Source organism: Streptomyces sp. NPDC087422 (assembly GCF_044744145.1).
Taxonomy (GTDB): Bacteria; Actinomycetota; Actinomycetes; order Streptomycetales; family Streptomycetaceae; genus Actinacidiphila.
The window spans coordinates 24,957-48,212 of record NZ_JBIUXT010000019.1 but is presented as its reverse complement, the minus strand read 5'-3'; the positions used below and the strand labels follow the sequence as shown (position 1 = coordinate 48,212).

At 72.3% G+C, this 23,256-nt stretch carries 23 protein-coding genes; 11 read left to right on the top strand and 12 right to left on the bottom strand.

The window, feature by feature from the left end; all coding sequences use genetic code 11:
- Positions 1-347 precede the first annotated feature (347 nt).
- A complete protein-coding gene (locus ACIO6U_RS35325; RefSeq protein WP_401725451.1) occupies positions 348-1,433 on the top strand; it encodes a sugar ABC transporter substrate-binding protein in 1,086 nt (361 codons plus the stop codon).
- Positions 1,434-1,560: 127 nt separating this feature from the next.
- Here the strand turns inward: ACIO6U_RS35325 and ACIO6U_RS35320 are convergent, their stop codons facing one another.
- The gene (locus ACIO6U_RS35320; RefSeq protein ID WP_355348990.1) at positions 1,561-1,956 is read right to left on the bottom strand and encodes a YkvA family protein; all 396 of its coding nucleotides are present in this window, start codon (positions 1,954-1,956) and stop codon (positions 1,561-1,563) included.
- Positions 1,957-2,303: 347 nt separating this feature from the next.
- Here ACIO6U_RS35320 and ACIO6U_RS35315 point away from each other — a divergent pair, with 347 nt between their 5' ends.
- The gene (locus ACIO6U_RS35315) at positions 2,304-2,603 is read left to right on the top strand and encodes a WhiB family transcriptional regulator (RefSeq protein ID WP_355348993.1); all 300 of its coding nucleotides are present in this window, start codon (positions 2,304-2,306) and stop codon (positions 2,601-2,603) included.
- On the opposite strand, the gene ACIO6U_RS35310 is transcribed toward ACIO6U_RS35315, so the two are convergent.
- The 3 genes from ACIO6U_RS35310 to ACIO6U_RS35300 form a co-directional block, all read right to left on the bottom strand.
- Positions 2,584-4,467, bottom strand: a complete 1,884-nt coding sequence (locus tag ACIO6U_RS35310; RefSeq protein ID WP_401725446.1) for a RecQ family ATP-dependent DNA helicase — start codon at positions 4,465-4,467, stop codon at positions 2,584-2,586. The two genes, ACIO6U_RS35315 and ACIO6U_RS35310, sit on opposite strands and share 20 nt — an antisense overlap.
- Before the next feature lie 242 nt (positions 4,468-4,709).
- Positions 4,710-4,976 (bottom strand): GlsB/YeaQ/YmgE family stress response membrane protein, encoded by a 267-nt coding sequence (locus ACIO6U_RS35305; RefSeq protein ID WP_355348999.1) that lies wholly within the window; start codon positions 4,974-4,976, stop codon positions 4,710-4,712.
- A 304-nt stretch (positions 4,977-5,280) separates the two neighbouring features.
- The gene (locus tag ACIO6U_RS35300) at positions 5,281-5,628 is read right to left on the bottom strand and encodes a chaplin family protein (protein WP_391049870.1); all 348 of its coding nucleotides are present in this window, start codon (positions 5,626-5,628) and stop codon (positions 5,281-5,283) included.
- A gap of 361 nt (positions 5,629-5,989) precedes the next feature.
- Between ACIO6U_RS35300 and ACIO6U_RS35295 the strand changes: the two genes are divergently transcribed.
- Positions 5,990-6,181, top strand: coding sequence for a DUF4236 domain-containing protein (locus tag ACIO6U_RS35295; protein WP_188283018.1), 192 nt, complete (start codon positions 5,990-5,992; stop codon positions 6,179-6,181).
- A gap of 41 nt (positions 6,182-6,222) precedes the next feature.
- Here the strand turns inward: ACIO6U_RS35295 and ACIO6U_RS35290 are convergent, their stop codons facing one another.
- On the bottom strand, positions 6,223-6,600 hold the full coding sequence (locus ACIO6U_RS35290; protein ID WP_188283019.1) for an MmcQ/YjbR family DNA-binding protein: 378 nt from the start codon (positions 6,598-6,600) through the stop codon (positions 6,223-6,225).
- 201 nt (positions 6,601-6,801) lie between these two features.
- On the opposite strand from ACIO6U_RS35290, the gene ACIO6U_RS35285 reads away from it, so the two are divergent.
- Entirely contained in the window at positions 6,802-7,212 is a 411-nt protein-coding gene (locus tag ACIO6U_RS35285; protein WP_401725441.1) for an SsgA family sporulation/cell division regulator, read from the top strand.
- A gap of 14 nt (positions 7,213-7,226) precedes the next feature.
- Here the strand turns inward: ACIO6U_RS35285 and ACIO6U_RS35280 are convergent, their stop codons facing one another.
- Both ACIO6U_RS35280 and ACIO6U_RS35275 read right to left on the bottom strand, forming a co-directional pair.
- Positions 7,227-8,249: a DUF6745 domain-containing protein gene (locus tag ACIO6U_RS35280; RefSeq protein WP_401312764.1), complete on the bottom strand. Its 1,023-nt coding sequence runs from the start codon at positions 8,247-8,249 to the stop codon at positions 7,227-7,229.
- A 91-nt stretch (positions 8,250-8,340) separates the two neighbouring features.
- Positions 8,341-8,667 carry a hypothetical protein gene (locus ACIO6U_RS35275; RefSeq protein ID WP_188280697.1) on the bottom strand — a complete coding sequence of 109 codons (327 nt, stop codon included), beginning with the start codon at positions 8,665-8,667 and terminating at the stop codon, positions 8,341-8,343.
- Positions 8,668-8,862: 195 nt separating this feature from the next.
- On the opposite strand from ACIO6U_RS35275, the gene ACIO6U_RS35270 reads away from it, so the two are divergent.
- From ACIO6U_RS35270 to ACIO6U_RS35245, 6 genes are all read left to right on the top strand, one after another.
- Positions 8,863-9,825 carry an STM4015 family protein gene (locus ACIO6U_RS35270; protein WP_401725438.1) on the top strand — a complete coding sequence of 321 codons (963 nt, stop codon included), beginning with the start codon at positions 8,863-8,865 and terminating at the stop codon, positions 9,823-9,825.
- Between the two features lie 130 nt (positions 9,826-9,955).
- On the top strand, positions 9,956-11,242 hold the full coding sequence (locus ACIO6U_RS35265; protein WP_401725435.1) for an STM4014 family protein: 1,287 nt from the start codon (positions 9,956-9,958) through the stop codon (positions 11,240-11,242).
- 40 nt (positions 11,243-11,282) lie between these two features.
- Positions 11,283-12,089, top strand: a complete 807-nt coding sequence (locus ACIO6U_RS35260) for an STM4013/SEN3800 family hydrolase (protein ID WP_391161835.1) — start codon at positions 11,283-11,285, stop codon at positions 12,087-12,089.
- Positions 12,086-13,510: an STM4012 family radical SAM protein gene (locus ACIO6U_RS35255; protein WP_401725432.1), complete on the top strand. Its 1,425-nt coding sequence runs from the start codon at positions 12,086-12,088 to the stop codon at positions 13,508-13,510. The genes ACIO6U_RS35260 and ACIO6U_RS35255 overlap by 4 nt, the downstream gene beginning before the upstream one ends.
- A 10-nt stretch (positions 13,511-13,520) precedes the next feature.
- Positions 13,521-14,423, top strand: coding sequence for an STM4011 family radical SAM protein (locus ACIO6U_RS35250; RefSeq protein WP_401725429.1), 903 nt, complete (start codon positions 13,521-13,523; stop codon positions 14,421-14,423).
- A gap of 89 nt (positions 14,424-14,512) precedes the next feature.
- Positions 14,513-14,962: a MarR family transcriptional regulator gene (locus ACIO6U_RS35245; protein ID WP_355349027.1), complete on the top strand. Its 450-nt coding sequence runs from the start codon at positions 14,513-14,515 to the stop codon at positions 14,960-14,962.
- A gap of 21 nt (positions 14,963-14,983) precedes the next feature.
- On the opposite strand, the gene ACIO6U_RS35240 is transcribed toward ACIO6U_RS35245, so the two are convergent.
- Complete coding sequence (locus ACIO6U_RS35240; RefSeq protein ID WP_401725426.1) at positions 14,984-16,552, bottom strand: UxaA family hydrolase; 1,569 nt, start codon at positions 16,550-16,552, stop codon at positions 14,984-14,986.
- 382 nt (positions 16,553-16,934) lie between these two features.
- Positions 16,935-19,046 (bottom strand): MFS transporter, encoded by a 2,112-nt coding sequence (locus ACIO6U_RS35235; protein ID WP_401725423.1) that lies wholly within the window; start codon positions 19,044-19,046, stop codon positions 16,935-16,937.
- Positions 19,047-19,546: 500 nt separating this feature from the next.
- Between ACIO6U_RS35235 and ACIO6U_RS35230 the strand changes: the two genes are divergently transcribed.
- The gene (locus tag ACIO6U_RS35230; protein ID WP_401725420.1) at positions 19,547-20,425 is read left to right on the top strand and encodes an SMP-30/gluconolactonase/LRE family protein; all 879 of its coding nucleotides are present in this window, start codon (positions 19,547-19,549) and stop codon (positions 20,423-20,425) included.
- Positions 20,426-20,476: 51 nt separating this feature from the next.
- On the opposite strand, the gene ACIO6U_RS35225 is transcribed toward ACIO6U_RS35230, so the two are convergent.
- The 3 genes from ACIO6U_RS35225 to ACIO6U_RS35215 all read right to left on the bottom strand — a co-directional run bounded on the left by ACIO6U_RS35225 (position 20,477) and on the right by ACIO6U_RS35215 (position 23,200).
- Positions 20,477-21,478: a LysR family transcriptional regulator gene (locus ACIO6U_RS35225; protein ID WP_355349039.1), complete on the bottom strand. Its 1,002-nt coding sequence runs from the start codon at positions 21,476-21,478 to the stop codon at positions 20,477-20,479.
- 202 nt (positions 21,479-21,680) lie between these two features.
- Positions 21,681-22,445 (bottom strand): SDR family NAD(P)-dependent oxidoreductase, encoded by a 765-nt coding sequence (locus ACIO6U_RS35220; protein ID WP_401725417.1) that lies wholly within the window; start codon positions 22,443-22,445, stop codon positions 21,681-21,683.
- Complete coding sequence (locus tag ACIO6U_RS35215) at positions 22,442-23,200, bottom strand: SDR family oxidoreductase (protein WP_355349045.1); 759 nt, start codon at positions 23,198-23,200, stop codon at positions 22,442-22,444. Before ACIO6U_RS35215 ends, ACIO6U_RS35220 begins: the two co-directional genes overlap by 4 nt.
- Positions 23,201-23,256: the final 56 nt, after the last annotated feature.

The following is a 23,256-nucleotide window of genomic DNA, read 5'->3' as shown; positions in this document are numbered from 1 at the left end:
CGGGCGGCGCCCGGGGGGGGGCCCGGGCGGCCCCCCCCCCGCGCGCGGGGGCGCGGGGGGGGGGGGCCCCCCCGGGGGGGGGGGGGCCCCCCCCCCCGGCCGGCCCCCCCGGTCCTGCCGTGAGCGGTATGACACATATCCGACCCGTGAAAGCGCATTGCCCCGAACGCCCGGCTTCGGATTCACATGTTGTAGGCGTTGCCTCATGAGGCGACGACAGGAGAGCCCAATATCGATTCAATGAATCGATCCGATGTTTACTTCTTGACGTACGGAGCGTCACGAGAGTTGACTCGCCTGCACCCGGGTCGCGGTGTTGCGGCCCAGTCAGGGAGGGGCAACCGCGCATGAAGGCAATGACGCGACGGCTCATCGTCGGAACCGCCGCCGTTTCGCTCGCGCTCACCACCGTGGCCGCCTGCGGCAAAACCCATGACAAGTCGTCAGGCGGCGGCAAGGACAAGACGATCGGCCTGCTGCTCCCGGACACCACGACCACCCGGTACGCCAAATTCGACCGTCCCCTGATCGAGGCCAAGATCAAGGAACTGTGCTCGGACTGCAAGGTCAGCTACGACAACGCCTCGGCCGACCCGGCGAAGCAGGCGCAGCAGGTCAGCAGCATGATCGCCAAGGGCGTCAAGGTGCTCATCCTGGACGCGCAGGACTCGGTCGGCATCCAGTCCTCGGTGCAGGCCGCGGTCGACAAGGGCATCAAGGTCGTCGCGTACGACCGCCTCGCGCAGGGTCCGGTGTCCGCCTACGTCTCCTACGACAACGAGAAGGTCGGCGAGTTGCAGGGGCAGGCGCTGCTGGACGCCATGGGTCCCAAGGCCGTTCCCACCTCGAAGATCGTGATGATCGACGGCGACCCGGCCGACCCGAACGCCGCCGCCTTCAAGGAAGGCGCGCACAAGATCCTCGACGGCAAGGTGAACATCGCCTACGAGCAGTCGGGTCTGTGGAAGGACACCGTCGCCAACCAGAAGGTCACCGCGGCGATCACCCAGCTCGGCAAAGCCACCATCGCCGGTGTCTACTCCGCCAACGACGCCATGGCGGGCGGCATCGCCACCGCCCTCAAGGGCGCGGGCATCAACCCGCCGCTGACCGGTCAGGACGCCGAACTCACCGCGATCCAGCGGATTCTGGCGGGCACTCAGACCAGCACCGTCTACAAGGCGTACAAGCCGGAGGCGGACGCCACCGCGCAGATCGCGATCGACCTGCTGAACGGCAAGGACGTCAAGTCCGTGGCCGACGGCGCCGCCAAGAGCGGTTCCGGCCAGGACGTCCCGGCGAAGCTGCTGGACGCCATATCGGTGACCAAGGAGAACATCAAGGACACGGTCATCAAGGACGGTCTCTACACCACCGCCCAGATCTGCACCGCCGAATTCGCCCAGGCGTGCAAGGACGCCGGCATTCAGTAGGAGACGCTTCGAGCGGGACGCGCATCCGACGGATGACGCGTCCGGCGAGAAACCTCCGGCAGCGGTTTCGACCGGCCGGGTCAGAGGCGCGTACCGCGTACGCCGTATCCCTCGGCCCGGCCGGTGGTCACACCGCCGAACCCTTCGGGGGCAGCGCGCCGCCGCGCGGACCGTCGGACTCCCAGCTCACGAAGCGCCCCGACTCGCGGACCAGACCGGTCATGAACCACAGCACCACCGCCGAGTCGTCCGTCCATCCGAGAACCGGGATGACGTCCGGGATCGCGTCCAGCGGCGAGACCACGTAGATCGCTGCCAGGACCGTGAAGGCCAGCAGCTTGGCGCGCGACAGGCCCGGATAACGGCGGTGCAGAACCGCGCTGACCAGACGCGGTGTCGCCACCAGCCGCCGGAACAGGCCCGGTTCGCCCGGGCGGCGCGTCTCGCGGTACAGGCCCCACGCGGAGCGGCCGGTGCGCAGCGGCACGGGCGCCCTGCTCGGCTTGCGGTCGCTTCTGGCCATGGCGGCGGCTCCTTCGGCGTACGGACGGACATGGATACGGGGCGAGGCCGAGTGGAGACCTGACGGCCTCCGGTCGGGCGGAGACCTCCCGGCCTCCGATCGGTCGGGAACCTCCCGGCCTCACAGTCACCGCCTACCCCCGATCCGGCCGTGCGTGACGCCGCCACGCCCGACGGGCGGCGTCCGAGAGCGAATCGGGTGATCGGGTTGTCGGATGTCCTTAAGGCTTCGGGCGCCGCCGCCCTCACAAACTCCTCACGTTGAGCGCCGACCGCCTGGGCAGGCGAGTACCCATGGGCCCGGTACGTGGGCCCGACACTCCGCACCCGACGAAAGGCGGTGTCTCCGTGAGCTGGCAACACCAGGCCGCATGCCGCACCGAGGACCCCGAACTCTTCTTCCCCGTGGGCAACGCCGGACCGGCCAAACTCCAGGTGCAGAAGGCCCAACGGGTCTGCGCGGACTGCCCGGTCAGGGAGACCTGCCTGAGCTACGCCCTCGACATGGGCGAAAGCCTCGGCGTGTGGGGCGGCACCAGCGAGGAGGAACGCCGCACCCTGAAACGTCGGAGGTCTCGGCAGCAGGCCGCGGTGGCCCGCGCGTCGGCGGGCACCGCGGAGCCGCATGTCACGCACCGCGCCCCTTGACCGGCGTCAGCAGATCCCGCTCCAGGACGACGGACAGCGACAGGGTCCGGTATCCGGCGGATTCGAAGAGCACGGTGACCGTGTCGTCCGCGACGCCCATCACCTCACCCTGACCCCATTTGTCGTGCAGGACCCGGACGCCGGGCGCGTACCGGCCGTGCGAAGCGGCCGCGGCCCCGGCGTCCGGCCGCCCGCGGTCGCGGCGCCAGATACGTGCCCGGCTCCCGCCCCGCGCGGCTGCCGCGGCTGACTCCCGACCGCCGGAACCGGACTCCGCGTCCTGTCGGGAGTCGCCCCGCGAGCCCGTACCGCGCAGGACACCCGCGTGACGGTCCCTTCCGGAGGCCGGGGCGCCGGGTCCGGCCGCCGAACCGCACGTGTCGCAGTTGCCGCAGCCTCCGGGGAGCGCCTCGCCGAAGTAACCCAGCAGGAACGCCCGCCGACAGCCGTCGGTCTCCGCGAAGCCGCGCATCATGTCCACGCGGGACTGCTCCAACTGCCGGTGGCTGTCAGCGGTTTCCAGCGCCCGCTCCACCGCGGCCTTCCGCGCCGCGGCCGTCGCGCACTCCGGCGTCAGCGACACCTTCCCGTCCGCCGCCGTACGGACCGCGCCCGCCTGCCCCAGCAGATTGAGGACACCCGTCAACCGGCTCGCCGTCAGGCCGGTGTCGCCGCGCAACGCCGTCACGGAGACCGCGGCGGGCTCCTCGGCAGCCTTCTTCCCGGCCGCCTTGCCCGTCGTCCGCCCGGCCGACCGCTCGGCGAGCTGGTCCGCGACCAGGGTGAGGGCGTCGGCGTCCGGGCGGCCGGAGGAGAAGAACCGCCGCAGCCCCAAGTCCTGCGGCCGGTAGGCGATGTACGCCCGCGCCGGTTCCCCGTCGCGGCCCGCGCGGCCGATCTCCTGGTAGTACGCGTCGAGCGATCCCGGCACCGAGGCGTGCACCACGAACCGCACATCGGGCTTGTCTATGCCCATGCCGAACGCCGAGGTGGCCACGACGACCGCCAACTCCCCGTGCTGGAAACGGTCCTGGACGGACGACCGCTCCGCGGCGCGCAACCCCGCGTGGTACGCGGCGGCGGACACCCCCGCCTCCCGCAACTCCTCCGCGTATGATTCGGATTCGCGCCGGGTCGCCGTATAGACGATGCCGGAGCCGGTCTCGGCGCCGACGCGGTCGAGGACCGCGCGCCGCTTGGCCTTCTCCTCCTGGAAGTAGCCGACCGCCAGATGGATGTTGGGCCGGTCGAACCCGGCGATGACCTCCTGGGCGCCGCGCATGCCCAGCAGTTGGAGGATCTCCGCGCGGACCGGAGCCGCCGCGCTCGCGGTGAGTGCCAGGACCGGCGGGCGGCCGATCCGTTCGCGTACGGCGCCCAACCGCAGGTAATCAGGGCGGAAGTCGTGGCCCCAGGAGGAGACGCAGTGCGCCTCGTCCACCACGAACAGCGCGGGACGGGCCTGCTTCAGCCGCAGGATGACGTCCTCCCTGGCCAGTTGCTCGGGCGCGAGGAAGATGAAGTCCAGGTCGCCGCTCTCCACCCGGTCCCAGGTCTGCGCGTTCTCCGCGTCGCGGTGCGTGGAATTGACCGATGCCGCGCCCGGTCCTTCGCGCTTGAGCAGCCCCTCGACCTGGTCGCGCTGGAGGGCGATCAGCGGGGACACCACGACCGTCGGCCCCTTCAGCAGGACGCCCGGCACCTGGTAGACCGCCGACTTCCCGGCACCGGTCGGCATCACGACCATGACGTCCTGGTGCCGCATCACCGCCTTCATCGCCTCCAGTTGCGGCGGGCGCAGGCTCGGCCAGCCGAACACGTCACGTGCGCAACGCCGTAGCCGACGGGCGGTCGATCCGAACATGCTGCTCCCTGCGGTCGTGGTGGTTGAGGCGGTCGGTCGATGAAGGTCGGTCGATGAAGGTCGGGCGTCGGAGGGGGAGGGCGCCGGGGCGGTGTCGTGGGTGCGGGTGACCGTCGGCGGCGCGATCGGGCAGACGGAAGGCGCCCTTCCCGGGGTCGGGTTCCATGCGGAACTCCTCGAGGAAAGGCGCCTGCGTTCATATCATCCGGATGCCGGGTGTGGCCGGGACCAGGACTCATGGATCACCGACGGCGCGGGCTCGACCTGTCGAGAGCGGCGATACCGACAGCGGCCAGACCGATCTGGATGAGCCACTCGATCCAGTCGACTCCGCTGGTGTCGTCGACGTTGAGACCGTGGGCGATGGCGGCTCCGATGATGGCCGCCACGATGCCGATCAGGATGGTCCAGATGACGCCGATGTGCTGACGGCCGGGGACCACGAGCCGACCGAGCACGCCAATGATAATGCCGATGATGATGGCACTGATGATGCCGGAGATCTCCATGACGTCCCTTCTTGTCGTACGTGGCCACCCACGTGCGTTCTCGGGGGTCGTCTGCCCTTGAAGGACACGAACACGCACTCGGCCCCGGGCGAGGGGGAGTTGGGCCCAAAGGGGTGCTTCGCGCGGCCGTGTCCGAGGGGTTCGGGCCCGCGGCCTCCCGGCGTGAAGCGTTCTGGCATGCGGTGTTCCGGCGTGCGGTGTTCCGGCATGGAGCGTTCCGGCATGGAGCGTCCCGGCATGGAGCGTCCCGGCCGCCGGCCCTTGCGGGCGGCGACCGGGACGGGGTGCTCAGGAAGCGGTCCGACTACTTGCAGTCGTCCTTGGCCTCGGGGTGCCAGACGTGACCCTCGTGGCCCCAGTGGCCCATGCCGTCGTGGTTCGCGCCGTCCCAGCCGGCGCTCTCGTGGTGACCGCCGCCGTTGTAACAGGTGTTGCCGAAGGCGGGGTTCAGCGCGCCGATCAGGTTGATCGAGTTGCCGCAGGCGTTGATCGGCACGTCGATCGGGACCTGGATCAGGTTGCCCGACAGGACGCCGGGCGAGCCGATGGCCGCGCCGGTGGCGTCGGCGTCAGCGGCGGCGACGCCGCCACCGGCAAGCACGATCCCGCCGACGAGCGCGGCCAGGACGGCGCCGTTGCGCATGAGCTTCATGGGTACTCCTTTGGTGCTGGTGGTCTGCACTGAGCCCACCGGCATGCGGAGTGTGATCATCCGCCTTACCGGTGTCCGCACCCAGAGTTCGCCACCCGTCGTCGACCCGGTGGCTGCCGCGCCCGCAAGTCACTCGTCCGGACGGCAGCGAACACCGCTCCCCGAGTGAGCCCGCGGCCCGACTGCGCCGGACGGCTCTGCCGAACGCCTCTACCGAACGCCTCTGCCGAACCCCTCGGCCCGGGGCCTCGGCGGTATCGAACGGTCGGAACGCGGGCGGACGGCGACGGTTCAGGAGTCGTCGGGGTGAGGCGGTGTCAGCTGGGCAGACGAGCCGACAGGCCAACCACCGGAGGACATCATGCCGCTGACGTTCCGTAAGTCGTTCCACATATTTCCCGGCGTCCGTATCAACGTGAACCGGAAGTCGCTGTCCCTCACGCTCGGACGCAGAGGCGGCGCGCACCGCACCTGGTCGACCACGGGACGGCGGACGACCTCCGCGGACCTGCCGGGCCCCTTCGGCTACCGGCACACCGACCGGCGCAAGTGATCGGCGCGGGCGACCCGCCCCGCCGGTCTCGGAGACCCGTCTCAGAGACCGGAATCCCGCACGAGGGCTCGCGGCGCCTGGCAACGCCAGGCGCCGACGAGCAGCTCCCGCAGCTCGTCCTCGGCGACGGCCTTGAGCCGTACGAGCACGGCGGGGAATCCGTTGTAATGCGGCTCGGTGAAGAACTTCGCCGGGTCTGAGGCGAGGAGCGCCTCCTTCTCCTCCTGGCCCGCGACCCGGACGGCCACCACGTCGGTCCGCGGGACGCGGGCCTGCTTCGGGTCGGTCCGCTCCAGCCACACCCAGGCGAATTTCTTGTGCCTGCCGCCGTTCGGCACCGATACGGACATCCCGTCGTCCGCCGCCACCGCCTCCGGCAGGGTCAACGCGATCCGGCGCACATCGTGATGATCAGCCATCTCCGCATCCTCCATGGAATGCGGGTGCCCGCGCCCGTGGTGGCCATGCCCCGCCGGGAAATCCGCCGGGCGGCGTACCGGCGGCCGGTATGTGAGCGGCATGTGATCCGCGGGCGGGGGCACACGGAGCCTCAGAGGTCGAGGACCTGTCCGGTAGTACCGCCACCGGCCGCGTCCCGTCGTTCGGCGAAAAGAGACTCGATGCCCGACTCCTGCTGCCACGCGGTGACGGCGTCGATGCCGCTGCCCGGCGGCCACCGGCTGCGGATTCCGGCGTGGATGGCCTACGACCCGCAGGACTGCCTCGCCGTGCGGATGACCTTCGGCCTCGGCGGCCCCGAGACCGCCACCTGGATCTTCGCCTGGGACCTGCTGGCCAGGGGCCTGACCGGAGCCGTCGGCCTCGGCGACGTCCGGGTCACGCCCTCGGCCGGAACCGGCTCCCGGCTGCTGATCCGCCTCGGCCGTCCCGGCCAGGACGCCCGCGTCGAACTGGACGCCGCCCCCGTGCGCCGCTTCGTCTCCTTCGCCCGGGAGCGCGCCCCGCTCGACACCCGGACCGTCCGGTCCGCCCTGGACGCCGAGCTCTCCCGCATCGTCGAACGCGCCTAGGGTCTGTCCGGCGGTCAGGTCTGGCGCAGCGGCTCGTAGGCGTCGGCGGTCAGGCCGAACGTCCAGGCCACGCCCTCCTTCGCCGTGCTGGTGCCGGGCGGCACCCGCAGCCAGTACGTACGGCTCGTGCCGTCCGGCTCCGGCGTGGAGTTGACGACCTCGACCATCGTCACGTCCTCGTCCCCGGTCAGCGCGATCCGCCAGAGGATGCCGGTCTCGTCCCGGTGCACGGGGACCGCGCCCGACTCGGTCAGATAGCGGTCGTAGCCGTAGTGCTCCAGCATGACGCGGCGCAGCTCCGCGTTCTCCTCGCCGCGTATCCGCTCCGGCGTGAGGGTGCCCAGCTCACGCAGGAACTCGGCGGGGACCGGCATGCCGCGCCAGGCGTGCAGCGCGAAGCCGTCGGGGAAGGCGAGCGCGGGACCGTCGGCCCGGTCGAGGCGGCCCGCCTCGTCGCGGTGCAGCTCGGCGGGGCGCTCGCAGACGATCGCGACCCGCTCGTACGGCCACCACCAGCCCGCCGAGCGGGCGACCGCCGCCAGCCCGTCCAGCGGGGAGCCCTCTTGCGTGTCGAACGCGCACAGCCAGGCCGCCTCGTGCTGACCGAGGACCGCGTCGAGCAGCAGCAGCCGGATCTCCGGCTCCTCCTTCCGCCCCCGCGCCAACTCCTCGACCACACCGGCCCTGATCCGGCCCGCCAGCGCCTGCGTCCCCTCCCACAGCCGCGCCCCGGTCGCGTTCCACCGCTCGCTCCAGCCCGCGGGGCCGAGCGCCGCGTGCAGCCGGGCCCGCTCCGCGGCCCACGGCCGCCCGCGCACCTCGTCCCGCACGCTGTGACCCTTGCCGCGCGTCCCCTGAAGCGCGGCCTCCGCGCGCAGCATCGCCACGGCCGCGCGCGGCGATCCGGCCCAACGGACGCGCTCCGGCTCCGCGAGCCCCGCGCGCCGGTACGCCAGCCGCACCCCCGCCTCGGCCGCCGCGCGGTCCGCGGATCCGGTGGCCACGGCGGCCTGCCTCCACTGCTCGACGGTCGACATGCCGTCCCCTCCCATGAGTTCTGCTCCCTGCCCTCGACGTGCTGTCCTGCCGTGCCCGCGCGCCCGGACCCCGGGCGCCACCGCGGGACGCTCAGTCGGCGACCACGCGGACCGAGCCCGGTACGTACTCCCGCTGCCGCACCACGCGGTACCAGCCCTTGGGCAGCGATATCGCCGCGTGCTCCTCGTGCACGACCCGTCCGCCGTCCGGCAGATGCAGCAGCATCGGCGCGAACGGGGCCGGCGGGCTGAAGAGCCGTCCCGGTCCCATGACGGCGTGCGCGTGACCCGTCACCTCGCCCAGCGCGAGGACGAGCCGGCCGCGCGCGTCCCGCGGCTCCTGCGGCGCGTCGTCCATGTGCGGCGGCAGCGCCGACTCCTCGGTCGGCGCGATGAGCACATCACCCTGCCGGTACATCGCTCTCCCTCCGCGCGGCGCTCCGTGCACCGCGTCGACACCGACCGTAGGCCCGGGGTCTGACAACGGCTCAGAGTCGGCCCGGCCGCAGCCGTTGTCAGTGCGGCTTGGTAGAACTTGCTCACACATCGGCCGGTGATCGCCGCGGCCGAATTCGTACGGCCGTCGAATGTCGAACGTCAGGAGCAGGCGGACATGACCATCGGGAACCACATGCGGGAGCTGCACGGCCTGCCCGCCTTCGACTTCCCCGGACCCGACGACAAGGGCACCGACCTGCCGGAAGCGGACGCCGCCGCCTGGCGGATCGGCGTCGACTCCTACGACAGCGAGGAGAAGTGGGAGGATGCCTTCGCCCGATTCACCCAGGCCGTCGACATCACGCGGGTGCGCGCACTGATCGTCGGTTCCTGGAGCGAAGCCTACGAGAGCGGACCGGAACCGCTGATCGTGGCCATCTTGTCCGTGAAGGACCGACTGCCCGCGCTGCGGGCCCTGTTCCTCGGCGACATCGTGGGCGAGGAGTGCGAGATCTCCTGGATCAACCAGGGCGATGTCACCCCGCTGCTCGACGGCTTCCCCGAACTGGAGTCGTTCGGGGTACGCGGCGGACAGGACCTGGCCTTCCCCGCCGTGACGCACGCCCGGCTGCGCTCGCTCACCGTCGAGACCGGCGGCATGCCCGCGCAGGCCGTCCGCGGCATCGCCGCCAGCGACCTGCCCGCGCTGGAACACCTCGACCTGTGGCTCGGCACCTCCGAGTACGGCGGGGACAGCGAGATCACCGACCTGGCACCGTTCCTCACCGGCGCGCTGCTGCCCAAGCTCCGTTCGCTGGCCCTGCGCAACAGCGAGATGCAGGACGAGATCGCCGCGGCCCTCGCCTCCGCGCCCGTCGTGGCCCGGCTGGAGACCCTCGACCTGTCGATGGGCGTGCTGACCGACGAGGGCGCCACGGCGCTGCTCGCGGGCCAGCCCCTCACCCACCTCAAGACACTCGACCTGCACCACAACTACCTCACCTCGCCGGTCGCCCGGCGCCTGCGGGAAGCCCTCGAACCGTCGGGCGTCCACGTCGAACTGGACCGCGACGACGCCGACGAGGAGGTCGATGACGACGACGAGACCGTGTGGCGTTTCGTCGCCGTCGGCGAGTAGCCGGTCGTTCCGTCAGCCGTCCAGCCGGTCGCCGACCGGCCGATGACCACCGTCGGGCGGCGGACCGGTGACCGGTGACCGTCCATCAGCGCCGGGCACGTGGGCGACCAGGGGAGAGGGGGAAGGTGGCGTGAGAGACGAACCGCGCTTCGCGGTCGTCGGCAACCCGGAGAACCGGCGGGTCGGTCTCTTCGCGCGCGCCGCGACCGAGGCCGGGCTGCCCGCGCCCCGCGTCGTGCCCTGGCGCGACGTCCTGCGCGAGGGCGGCGCGACCTTCGCGGCGGACGAGGTCGTACGACTCGACTCACCCGGTGAGGACGCCGAAGTGGACCGCGCGCTGCGGGACATGGACGACCCCACGCGGGTGGAGGGCAGCGCCCGCTGGTACGCCCGATTCACCGCCGCCGTCCGCACCCTGGACGGCGGCAGGCGGCTGGACGACCCGGACGAACTGGCGGTGCTGTTCGACAAGCGGCGCTGCCACCGGAGGCTGGCCGAGGCCGGGGTGCCCGTGCCCGCCTCGCCCACCTCGGGTGCCGCCGCCCCCGCGGTGCGCGGCTGGGCCGACGTACGGGCGCTGATGCGCGAGCACGCCATGCCGCGCGCCTTCGTCAAACTCGCGCACGGATCGTCGGCCTCCGGGGTGCTCGCCGTGGAGACGGCGGGCGGCGGGCGTGTCCAGGCCACCACGTCCGTCGAGTCGGCGGACGGACGTCTGCACAATTCGCTGCGGGTGCGCCGTATCACCCGCGAGACCGAGATCGCCGCGCTGGTCGACGCGCTCGCACCGGACGGCCTGCACATCGAGCGCTGGCTGCCCAAGGCGTCGCTGCACGGGCGCGTCGCCGACCTGCGGATCGTGGTCGTCGACGGCCGCGCCACGCACGCCGTGGTGCGCACCAGCCGCTCGCCGCTCACCAACCTCCACCTGGGCGGCGCGCGCGGCGACCTCGGCGCCGCGATCGAGGCCGCGGGCGTCCGGTGGGAGCAGGCGCTGGAGATCTGCGAGCGGGCCGCCGCCTGCTTCCCCGGCACGCTGTGCGTCGGCGTCGACCTGCTCCCCGCGATCGGCTGGCGGCGCTTCGCGGTCGGCGAGGTCAACGCCTTCGGCGACCTGCTGCCGAGGCTCACCGGACTGCCGGGCAGCGGAGCGGAGGGCCTGGACACCTACGCCGCCCAGATCGCCGCCGTACGCGCCCGCGCCGCGTCGCCGACCGGAGTCCGGCCACCGTACGCACCGGCCGCGCACGAACGGAGCGCGTACGAACCGGCCGCCGATGCATCCGCCGCGCCCGTACCGGCGCCGCACGAACAAGCCCCGCCCGAACCGGCACCGCACGGCGCGGCGCGGCACGTACCAGCAGGCCACGAACCGTCGCACCACCAAGCGCCGAGGACCCGACATGCGACCCTCTGACGCGTCCGCGCCCGCCCTCCTGGACGGCGGAGGCCCGGACATGAACGAGGTCGTGGGCCGCGACGACCTCCTCCTGATCACCCTCGACACGCTCCGCCACGACGTCGCGGCCGAGTTGGCCGCGGCCGGCCGCATCCCGCATCTGGCCCGCCATCTGCCGGGCGGGCGCTGGGAGGAGCGGCACGCGCCCGGCAGCTTCACCTACGCCTCGCACCAGGCGATCTTCGCCGGATTCCTGCCGACCCCGGCGGCGCCCGGACCGCACCCCCGGCTGTTCGCCGCGCGCTTCGCCGGGAGCGAGACCACCGAGGCGGGCACGTACGTCTTCGACACGCCCGACCTGGTGTCCGGGCTCGCGGCGGCCGGATACCGCACCGTCTGCATCGGCGGCGTCGGCTTCTTCAACAAGCGCGGCGCGCTGGGCGACGTCCTGCCGGGACTGTTCCAGGAGAGTTACTGGGAGCCGGAGTTCGGCGTCGCCTCGCCCACCTCCTTCGAGGCGCAGGTCGCGCGCGCGGAGCAGGTCGTCGCCGAACTGCCCGCCGACCAGCGGCTGTTCCTCTTCCTCAACGCGTCCGCGCTGCACCAGCCCAACTGGTTCCACACACCGGGCGCCACCCGCGAGGCCGGTGACACCCGCGCCACGCACGCGGCGGCGCTGGAGTACATCGACCGGCACATCGGACGTCTCTTCCACGCCATGGCGGCCCGCCGCCGCTGCTTCGCCATCGTCTGCTCCGACCACGGCACCACCTACGGAGACGACGGCTACACAGGTCACCGCCTCGGCCACGAGGCGGTCTGGACGGTGCCCTACGCCCACTTCTTCCTGGAGCCGTCCTCATGAACGCGCCGATCTCCACGACCACACCGACCAGCACGACCACACCGGTCTCCACGGCTACGCCCGCCGGCGCGCCGTCCCCCGACCAGCCCGCGCCCCCCGCCGACAGTCCCTACCAGAGCTACGTCTACGCGTATCCGCACAAGACCGCCTACCGCCCGCTGCCCGACCGGCCCGCGCTGAGCGGACTGTGGCAGGCGGAGCCCAAGGACGCGCTCTCGCTCTATCTGCACATCCCGTTCTGCGAGGTCCGCTGCGGATTCTGCAACCTCTTCACCCGCATCGGCGCGCCCGGCGAGCTGACCACCCGCTATCTCGACGCGCTCGACCGGCAGGCCACCGCCGTCCGGGACGCGCTCGGCGACAGCGAGCCGCTACGGTTCGCCACCGCGGCCTTCGGCGGCGGCACCCCCACCTTCCTGACGGCCGCCGAACTGGAACGGCTCTGCGACATCGCCGAGCGCCGGATGGGCGCCGACCTGCGCGCGATCCCGCTCTCCGTCGAGGCGTCGCCCGCGACCGCCACCGCCGACCGGCTCGCCGTCCTCGCCGACCGCGGCGCCACCCGGCTCAGCCTCGGTGTCCAGAGCTTCGTGGACGACGAGGCGAAAGCCGCCGTACGGCCCCAGCGCCGCGCCGACGTCGAAGCCGCGCTCGCCCGCGTGCGCGACGCCGGTATCCCGGTCCTCAACATCGACCTCATCTACGGCATCGACGGCCAGACCCCGGCCAGTTGGCGCACCTCGCTGGAGGCCGCGCTGCGCTGGCGGCCGGAGGAGCTGTACCTCTACCCGCTGTACGTACGGCCGAAGACCGGCCTGGAGAGCCGCACCGCCGTCAGCGACCCGGCCTGGGACGAGCAGCGGCTGCGGCTGTACCGACAGGGCCGCGACCACCTCCTGACGCACGGCTACGAGCAGGTCTCCATGCGGATGTTCCGCCGGGCCGACGCCACGCCCCAAGGGCCCGACGACCACGCCTGCCAGACCGACGGCATGATCGGCCTCGGCTGCGGCGCCCGCTCCTACACCTCCACGCTGCACTACTCCTTCGACTACGCCGTCGACATGCGCGAGATCCGCGCGATCATCGACGAGTACACCACCACCGACGACTTCACCCGCGCCGCCCACGGCCGCCGGGTCGACGCCGACGAGGCCCGCCGCCGACATCTGCTCCAGTCGCTGCTGCAAGCCGACGGCATGCCCCTGGCCGACTACCGCGACCGCTTCGGCACCGACGCCCACGCCGACTTCGCCGCCGAGATCGACCGCTTCGCGGCCCGAGGCTGGCTCGACGACGAGGCCCCCGCGACCGGCCGCATACGGCTGTCCCCCGAAGGACTCGCCCACTCCGACGCCCTCGGCCCCGAACTGTTCTCACCCCGGGTCCGGGCGGCGATGGCCGCGTACGAGCTGAAGTGAGGACGCCGCCATGGATCTGACGCTGCTCTACCGCGGCCCGCTCGCCTCCTGCGACTACGACTGCCCGTACTGCCCCTTCGCCAAGCGCCGCGACAGCCCCGCGCAACTGCGCGCCGACCGCGCCGCGCTCGCCCGCTTCGCGCACTGGGCGCGAGAACAGCGGGGCGACCGGCTGTCCGTGCTGTTCACCCCGTGGGGCGAGGGCCTGGTCCGCTCCTGGTACCGGAACACCCTGGCCGAGCTGTCGCACGAGCCGCACATCGACCGGGTCGCCATCCAGACGAATCTGAGCTGCCGCACCGACTGGCTCGCGGACGCCGACCCCGGCACCCTCGCCCTGTGGTGCACCTACCACCCCGGCCAGACCCCGTACGACCGCTTCCTGCGCAAGACCCGCGAAGTGGCCGACCGCGGCGTCCGGTTCAGCGTCGGCGTCGTCGGGCTGCCGGAACACCACGCGGACGCCGCCCGGCTGCGCGCCGCGCTGCCCGGCCACGTCTACCTGTGGGTGAACGCCGCAGAGGGCCACACCTACACCGACGCGGAAGCCGACGCCTGGACGGCCCTCGACCCGCTCTTCCCCTACAGCCGCCACCCGCACCGCTCGGCCGGCCTGCCCTGCCGCACCGGCGAGTCCGTCCTGTCGGTGGACGGCGACGGCACAGTCCGCCGCTGCCACTTCGTCCGCGCCGAACTGGGCAATCTCTACGACGGCTCCTACCGGACCGCCCTGGCCCCCCGCCCCTGCCCGCTGGCCGTCTGCGACTGCCACATCGGCTATGTCCACCTGGAGTCGCTGCCGCTCTACGACGTCTTCGCGGGCGGAGTCCTGGAGCGCGTCCCCGCGGACCGCACGGCCACCGCGCCGGAAGCGGGCGCCGCGGGCGGCAGGGCCCTGCTGCCGCTGATCTGACCCGCCGTCACCCTCGGAGGCCGCGGGGGACGGCGGCGGACCCACGGGGAGAACGGGCAGGTGGGCCGCGCGCCGGATAGTCTTGGGCGGTGGGCAGCGAACCGAGACCGCAGGCCGGAACGGCCGCTGAGCTGATGAAGGCCATGACCCGGCTCCGGGCCCGGCTGCGGGCCGAGTCGGCGACGGACGACATGCGGTGGACCTGGTCGCAGATCACCACGCTGGGGCGCATCGTGGACGAGGGCCCCACCACGGCGAGCGATCTGGCCGCGGCCGAACACGTACGGCGGCAGTCGATGGCCGAGACGCTCGCGGCGCTGCGCGACGGCGGGCTGATCACCTCGGGCAAGGACCCCGCAGACGGCCGCAAGACGCTCCTGCACGCGACGGCCGAGGGCCGGGCGCTGGTCGAGACCATCCCCGCCGTCCGGGAAGCCTGGCTGGAGGCGGCGGTACGCGATCTGCTCCGGGCCGACGAGCGCAGGACGCTGCTGAAGGCGGCCGAGATCATGAACCGCCTGGCGGACAGCGACCGTTGACCCGCCGCCGGGGTCCGGCTCCTACAGCACGGCCCCCATGCGCCACGGCACGATCTCCTCGGCCCCGAAGCCGAGCGCCTCGGACTTGCTCGGCGTGCCGGAGGCCATGTCCACCAGCGTCTCGAAGAGCCGGGTGCCGTACCGCACATGCTCGTCGCGGGACATCGCCGGGCCGGCGTCGAAGTCCATGTCGCCGCTCATGTGCTGGTAGAGCCGACTGGTGGTGCTGATCTTCAGACAGGGCACGGGCCGTGAGCCGAACAGCGAGCCGCGACCGGTGGTGAAGGCCAGCAGATTCGCCCCGCCCGCGACCATGCCGGTGGCCGACACGGGGTCGTATCCGGGCGTGTCCATGAACGTCAGACCGGGCGCCGTGACCGGCTCCGCGTAGCCGACGACTCCGTTGAGCGGGCTGCTCCCGCTCTTGAGCACCGCACCGAGCGACTTCTCCCAGATGGTGGTGATGCCCCCGGCCCTGTTGCCCTTGGAGGGATTGTTGTCCAGCGCGGCGCCGTGCCGGGTGACGTACCGCTGCCACCACGCGATCAACTCGTCGAGGCGTTCGGCGATCGCGGGCGTGGCGGCGCGGTCGCGCAGCAGGTGCTCGGCACCGTAGATCTCCGGGGTCTCGCCCAGGACGACCCGCCCGCCCGCGGCGGCCAGCAGATCGGCGGCGACGCCCAGCGTCGGATTGGCCGTCAGCCCCGAATAGGCGTCGCTGCCGCCGCACTGGAGTCCGAGGGTGAGTTCGTGCAGGCCGACCGGCTCGCGGGCCAGCGTCGCCAGGCCCCCGACCATCTCGGCGACGCGGTCGAGCGCGGCGTTCACGGTCGCCGCGGTGCCGCCGAGCGCCTGGATGGTGAGCGTGCGCACGGCCGGATCGTCGCCGAAGACGTTCTCCGGCTGGTTCACCTCGCAGCCGAGACTGACCGTCAGCACACCGGCGATGTTCACATGGCGCGCGTAGCCGCGCAGGGTGCGCCGCAGCAGGTCGTCGCCCTCGGTGCCCTCGGCCATGCCGCAGCCGAGGTCGTGGGTCAGGGCGATGACGCCGTCCAGGCCCGGCGCCCCGGCGTGGCGGTCGTTGGCGGCCTGGGCGATCATCCGGGCCACGGTCGCCGAGCAGTTCACCGTCGGGAGCACGGCCAGGTAATTGCGGGTGGCGGCACGGCCGTCGGCGCGCCGGTAACCGAGGAAGTGGTCGCGGGTGGCCTCGGCCGGGGGCCGCCAGGCCGGGGGAGCGGGCCGCGGCGCCCCGGCGCGGGCGGTGGCGTCGCCGAGGCCGAGATTGTGGACGTGTACGTGTTCGCCGGGCCGGATGTCGCGGGCGGCGACACCGATGACCTCCCCGTACTTGCGGACCTCGGCGCCCGCGGCGATGGGGGAGACGGCCACCTTGTGGCCCGCGGCGATGTCGTCGGCGGCGGGGACCACACCCCGCGCGACCCGTACGGGCGTGCCCGCCGCCACGTCCGTCCGCACCAGCCCGATGTTGTCAATGCCGGGCCGTGCGACCAGCGGGACGGCCGGTTCACCGGCCGTCCGCGCGGGCGCCGCCGCGCCGGTGTCCGTTCCGCGCACGTTCGTCATGCGCACACCGGCCGGACGGAGTTCGGGAGGAGACCCGCGCCGGAATCCGGCGGGAGATCCCCGAACACCGAGGGAAAGCTCACCCACTCATCCGTTGTGTGCGCTGATTCAGGGTCCCGTTCCGTGAATCCACCGCGGCGGATTTCCGGCAACTCTTCAATTGCGCACAGGGGACTGGAAAGTGGGATGTCCATACCTCAGGACGATACGTGCGCACCGCGGCGACAGTGAAGCGTGGATGTCGGAACAGCCCTATTCGGAAAGCGGATCAGCCCAGTTCACAGCCGGGAGGCGGGGCACTGCCCGGACAACACCGCCGACCCGTATCGCATATGGGTCCGATCCGATTTCCGGATACCGACTTCACGTCGGGAGCGGGGGCTCAAGCCTGCTTGCCGAGCGCGGACAGATCGTCGGTGGTGATGACGTCCGCCTGGCTCGGGAACACCTTCTCGGTCAGCACGCGGTGGACCTCCGGATCGGGGTCGCCGGTCGCGTCCTTGAGGACGTAGAGCCGGTAGTCCTCGTCGGCGGCGTGCCGCACGGTCGAGAGCACCACGCCCGAGGTGGAGAGCCCGGCGAGGACGAGGGTGTCGATCTCCTGGCCGAGCAGCGTCGGGTGGAGTCCGGTGGCGGCGGAGAACGCGCCGACCCTGACCTTGCGCACCACGATGTCGCCCTCCCGTACGTCGAGCGCGTCGTGCAGGTCCGCCTCCGGGCTGCCGTCGGCGAGGAACCCCTGCCGGGCGACGGGGGCGAAGGACTTGTTGCGGTCGGGCACGGCGGCGAAGTCCTCCGGCGCGAAGGCGACGCGGACGTGGACGACGCGGATGTCCAGCGAACGTGCCCAGGCCAGGGCCTGTTGGGCGCGGGCGAGCACGGCCTCGCCGTCGGGAACGGCGGCCAGGACCGCGGGCTGGAAGTCCATCAGCAACAGGGCGGTACGGGAGGCGACGACGGGCTGGGCGGGGGTGGTCATGTCGGTACTTTCTGAGAGACGCGGATCACCTGAGCGGTGCGGTTCAGCGGTGTGGTCGTGTCGGACGGGGGGATCGACCGCCGCCGCGGAGCCCTGTCGGACACCGGCCAGGTGGCGGTCGAAGACGGTCATGAGGAGGACGACGGCGCCGATGGCGACCAGCGACCACGAGATACGGTGCAGGCCGGTGTCGTCGACGCGGCTGTGGAAGGCGATCCCGGTGATGGCCGCCGAGGCGATCGAGCCGATGTACCCGAAGGTGCGCAGCAGCCCCGAGGCCGTGCCGACGCTCTCGGGCGGGGACTCGCGGTAGAGGACCGTCTGGTTGGCCACGGTGCTCGCCCCCGAGGTGAGGCCGAACAGCGCGGTGACGGCGACGACGGCGGCGACCGGTGTGTGCGCCGTGAGCGGCAGGGCGGCCGCCGCGCCGAGCAGCAGCAGGACCGCGGAGCCGATCAGCACGCCCCGCACCGATGTGCGGCGCGAGGCGATCCGGGCCGTGACGGCCGACAGGGCGCCCATCGGGACGAGGACCAGGCCCGCCTGGTACGCGGACAGCCCGTGCGCGGCCTCCAGCCACTGGGTCAGACCGTAGAGGATCACATAGGTGCCCATCAGCGTCAGCCCGTTGCGCAGATACGTGCGGGTCAGCGCGGGCTTCGAGGCGAGCAGCCGCACATCGAGGAACGGACGGGCGGCCCGCAGTTCCCAGGCGACGAGTGCTCCCGCCAGGACGACCGCGGCCGCCAGCGCGGTCCAGTCCGGCGTGGGCAGCCCGGTCAGGAAGACCAGGAGCGAGGTGAGGGCGCCCGCGAAGCCCGCCATGCCGACGACGTCGATGTGTACGGCCAGCTCGCGCGGTGAGCGGCCCCCGGCGCGGGCGGGGTCCTTGTCGATCCACAGCAGCGCCATCGCGAAGGCGGCACCGGCGGCCGGGACGTTGACCAGGAACGCGGTCTGCCACCCCAGCCCGCCGACGAGCAGCCCGCCCACGGCCGGCCCGATCGCCACGGTGGCCGCACCGGCGACCGCCAGACCGCCGAGGACGTTGCCCGGCGGATCCTGGAGACCGACCGCGGTCGCCCGGCGGCGGATCAGCAGCATCGCGGAGGGGTAGGCGGCGGACGTGCCCGCGCCGATCAGGACCCGGGAGAGCACCAGGACGGGCAGATTCCAGGCGATCGCGCCGATCACGCCCGCGGCGAGCACGATGAGCGTGCCGGTCAGGAACACCCGGCGCGGGCCGAACACCTCCGCCAGCCGTCCGGCCGCGGGCTGCGCTATCGCACTGGTCAGATAGAGGCTCGAAATCAGGATCGCGGTCCGCCCGACCGGTATGTCCAGCGAGGCGGCGATGGGGACCAGAGCCGTCGCGATCACCGAGCTGTTGACCGGATTGAGCGCGGCCCCCGTGTACAGCGGGGTCACGAAGCGCGCGCCGAAGGGCTTTCGCCGCCCGTCGCCGTGCGCCCCGCTGACGGGTACCGGTACGGCACCGCGTGCGATGACCTTCACCGCGTGACTCCTCTCGCTTCCCGCGCCCGCCGGTCCCCTGCCGCCCGCGTTCGGGCGCGGTCCAGGGCGGGTCGCAGCGGCCCTGAATAGGCAGGCTGCCTGTCGAATAGATTAGCAGGTTGCCTGCCTATCTGTGAGGGGTCCCCGTGCAGGGTCCTGCTCGGGGTCCCGTGCGAGGTCCCCGTGCGGGCTCAGGACCTGGCGAGGGCCCTGGTGGCATTCCGAACGGCCGCTGGGCGCGGCGGCCCGCGCCTTCATCAGGGCGGTGCTGCACGCACCCCGGCCGGAGGGACTCCTTCCCACCGCTGTGAATTGGGCCGTGCGCGACCACGGGAAACGGCCCATTCGCAGCCCGGATCCCCGCCATCCGCTATCCGCCGTTGACAGTGGCCACGGCCGCGGGCGAGGTTGTCCGGCAGGGGCCGCCGCGACCGCCCGGAACAGCACGCGGCCGAGGAACACGCGGGAAAACGTGGAAGTCACGCGGAAACGGAGTCGTCATGGGCAGTGTGCGGACCTACACCGATCTGGATGTCGCGGTGCGCAGCGACACCTCCGAGGTGGGGGAGGGCCCTGTCTTTGACCCCAGGACCGGCCGGCTGGTGTGGGTCGACATCTACGGCGGCACGGTCTACGAGGACGACCTGGCCACCGGGCGGCAGACCGTGACCGAGGTCGGTGTCATGGTGGGCGCGGTCGCGCCGCGGGCCCACGAGGACGGGTTCGCCGCCGCCGTGGCCGGCGGATTCGGCTTCCTCGTCGACGGCGTGACCACCGTCGTCGACCCGGTCCTGCCGGAGCCGAACCTGCGGATGAACGACGGCAAGGTGGACGTCCGCGGACGGTTCTGGGCGGGCAGCAACGACATGCGGTTCGCCCCCGGCCAGGGACGGCTCCACCGCTGGGACGCAGACGCCCCGAGCGTCGTCGTCGCGGACGGGCTGGTCCTGCCGAACGGACTGGGCTGGAACGCCGACAACACCGTGATGTACCTGGCCGACAGCTACGCCCGACTGCTCTACCGCAGCGCGTTCGACGCCGACTCCGGGGAACTGGGCGGCCTTGAGGTCCTGACGAAGACCGAGGGCTCCGGGGTCCCCGACGGCCTGGCGGTCGACGTCGACGGCTGCTTCTGGACAGCCATGCACGGCGGCGCCGAGGTACGGCGCTACGACCCGGCGGGCCGCGTGATCGGACGCGTACCGGTGCCCGTCCCGCAGCCCACGAGCTGTGCCTTCGGCGCCGACGGCAGGCTGTACGTCACCTCGGCCCGCGAGGGCCTGTCCGCCGAGGATCTGGAGCGCTCCCCGCTGTCCGGCTCCGTCTTCGTCGTCGCCACGGACACGCGCGGCGTCCCCGTGGCGGCCTTCCGCGGCTGAGACGGGAAGGCCGCTCCGGGCGCGTACGGCGGCGGCGTCCGGGCGACCGGCTCAGGCCGTCGGCGGAAGGGGCCGTACGCTCGCCGGGAGCGGCGTGCGGCCCTGCGCGTTGAGGAAGGCGCAGACGGCCGCGTTGCTCGAACGCCGGCGGGGCCAGAACAGCGCGACGTCCCGGTGGGCGGTGGGCGACTCGATACGGCGGACGGTGAGACCGTCCGTCGTCGTTGTCTCCACGGCCAGTTGGTTGATGATCCCGATGCCGAACGCCGACCGGACAAGGGCGATGAGCGTGGCGGGATGATCGGTGAGATAGGCGATGTCCGCCTTCGACTCGTACTCCCCGAGCATGTGCCGCAGGTCGTAGCCGCCGCCCTCCTCCTCAGAACCGGCCGGATTGCCGATGAGGGGCCGGGAGAGGATGTCGTCCACGCGGACGGTCGCCTTGGTCGCCAGCGGATCGTTGTCCCGCATGACCGCGACGATGTCCTCCCGCCAGATCGTGCGGTGGCACAGCGTGGGCTCGCGCATCTTCGGCAGCGTCGGCCGGAAGGCGATGTCGACCGTGCCCGTCGCGACGGCCTCCTCCAACGTGGCCGCGGTCCCTTCCCAGAGCTCGACGGTGAGACCGGGATGGTCCGCCTTGAGGACCTGGAGGAGCGTCGGGAGATAGGTGGAGCTGACCGACGGGTAGCTGGCCACGGTGAGGTGGGCGACGATCTGGTCCTGCGTACTGCGGGCGGCGTCGACACCGCGCTGGAGTTCCTGGAGCGCCGCCCGCGCGTGACCGTAGAAGAGGTCACCCGCCTGCGTGGTGCAGACCGGGCGGGCCTTGCGGTCGAAGAGCGTGACCCCCAGGGCGTGTTCCAGCGCCGCTATGTGCGCGCTGACCCGCGACTGCGAAAGGTGCAGAGTATGCGTGGCGGTGCCGAATCCGCCCCGGTCGGCGACCGCGAGGAAGCTGCGCAGCCACGCTGTCTGCAGAGACATCGCGTCGCGGGGAACCGTCGTCCCCTGCTCGGACGGGACGTCGTTGTCACCTGTGGACAGGGTCACTGACGGTTCCTTTCGTGTGCGGCCAAATTACCCGATCGCCCCCCGGGCCACTACGGGCGTGCGGGACATCAATGCCTGATCAGCGCGGTCCGGCCGGGTACCGGGGCCGCCTCTCGCGGACGGCGTCGTCCGCGAGAGGCGGCCCCGGCGGACCCCGGACCGTCACTCCCCGGCGTACGGCCGGTCCCCTTCCGAGGACGGCTCACGCCGCGGTCAGGCCGCCGTCGACGATCAGCGCCGCGCCATTGATGAAGCGGCCGTCCGGGCCCGCGACGAAGGCGATCGTGGCGGCGATCTCCTCGGGCGAGCCGAGCCGTCCGTCCAGTTGGCGGGCGGTCATCGCCTGCCGGGCCGCGAGCGGATCGGGGGCGTTCGCGACGATCTTGTCGATCCACTCGGTCGCGACGGTGCCGGGGCAGACCGCGACGCACCGGATGCCGTCCTTGGCGTGGTCCACCGCGATGGCCCGGGTCAGCCCGACCAGCCCCGCCTTGGAGGCGCAGTACGCGGCCCGCCGGGCGAGGCCGACCTGGCCCGCGACCGAGGCGACGTTGACGACCACGCCACCGCCGTTGTCGAGCATGAGCGGCAGCATCGCGCGGGTGGTGAGGAAGGGCCCGGTGAGATTGACCGACAGGACGCGGTCCCAGTCCTCGTCGCTGGTCTCCAGCACCGTCGCGGCGAGTCCGGTGCCCGCGACATTCACCAGCAGCGCGGGTGTTCCCAGCGTGACGGCGACTTCCCTGGTGACCGAGCCGACCGCGTCGGGATCGCGCAGGTCGACGGGGAAGGCGCGGGCCGTACCCCCCGCCTTCTCGATCTCCGCGCAGGTCCGCGCCAGGCCGTCGGCGTCGATGTCCAGCACCGCGAGGTCGTATCCGGTGTCCGCCAACCGGAGCGCCGTGGCCCGGCCGATGCCGGACGCCGCCCCGGTGACCACCGCGACCCGCTGCTCCCGGGCGCTCACGAGTACGCCAATCCGGGAAGCGCGCCGTCCATCGCGTACCCTCCGTCGACATCGAGACCGGCTCCGGTGGTGTAGCACGCCTCGTCGGACGCCAGGTAGCAGATGGCCGCCGCGATCCACTCGGGCGGCGCGATGCCCAGCGGCACGCGGGACTCCAGCGCCCGCTCGACGGCGGGTGTGTAGATCGGGTCGCTCATGCCGGTACGCACCGGCCCCGGCCGTACGCAGTTGACCGTGATGCCGTGCGGGGCGAGTTCGGACGCCATGGTCCGCGTCATCGCCTCAAGACCGCCCTTGGTCGCGGTGTACGGCGCGGCGCCCGGCTCGGAGACGACGGCGTGCACCGACGAGACGTTGACGACGCGTCCGGGAGTCTTCGTGTCGACCATCATCCGCGCCACCGCCTGGGCGAGGAAGAACGGCGCCGTCAGGTTCACCGCGAGGACGCGGTCCCAGTCGGCGCGGCTCACGTCGAGGAAGGGCGCGATGCGCAGGATGCCCGCCACATTGGCGAGCACGTCGACGCGCCCGAAGCGCGACCGCAGGGTATCGGTCAGGACGTCGGCGGCGTCCGCCGCCGCGACATCGAGGGTGAGCGTGCTCAGCCGGTCGCGGTCGGGCTCGGGCCACGGTGCGTCATGGCGGAGGTCGACCGCGAGCACCTGGGCGCCTTCGGCCAGCAGCCGCACGGCGGTGGCCCGGCCGATACCGGAGTTGGCGCCGGTGACCACCGCGACTTTGTGGGTGAATCTCATTGATCGCCTGCTTCTTCGTCCATGGGTCGAGTTGTTGAGTGAGGTACGGCGGCTGT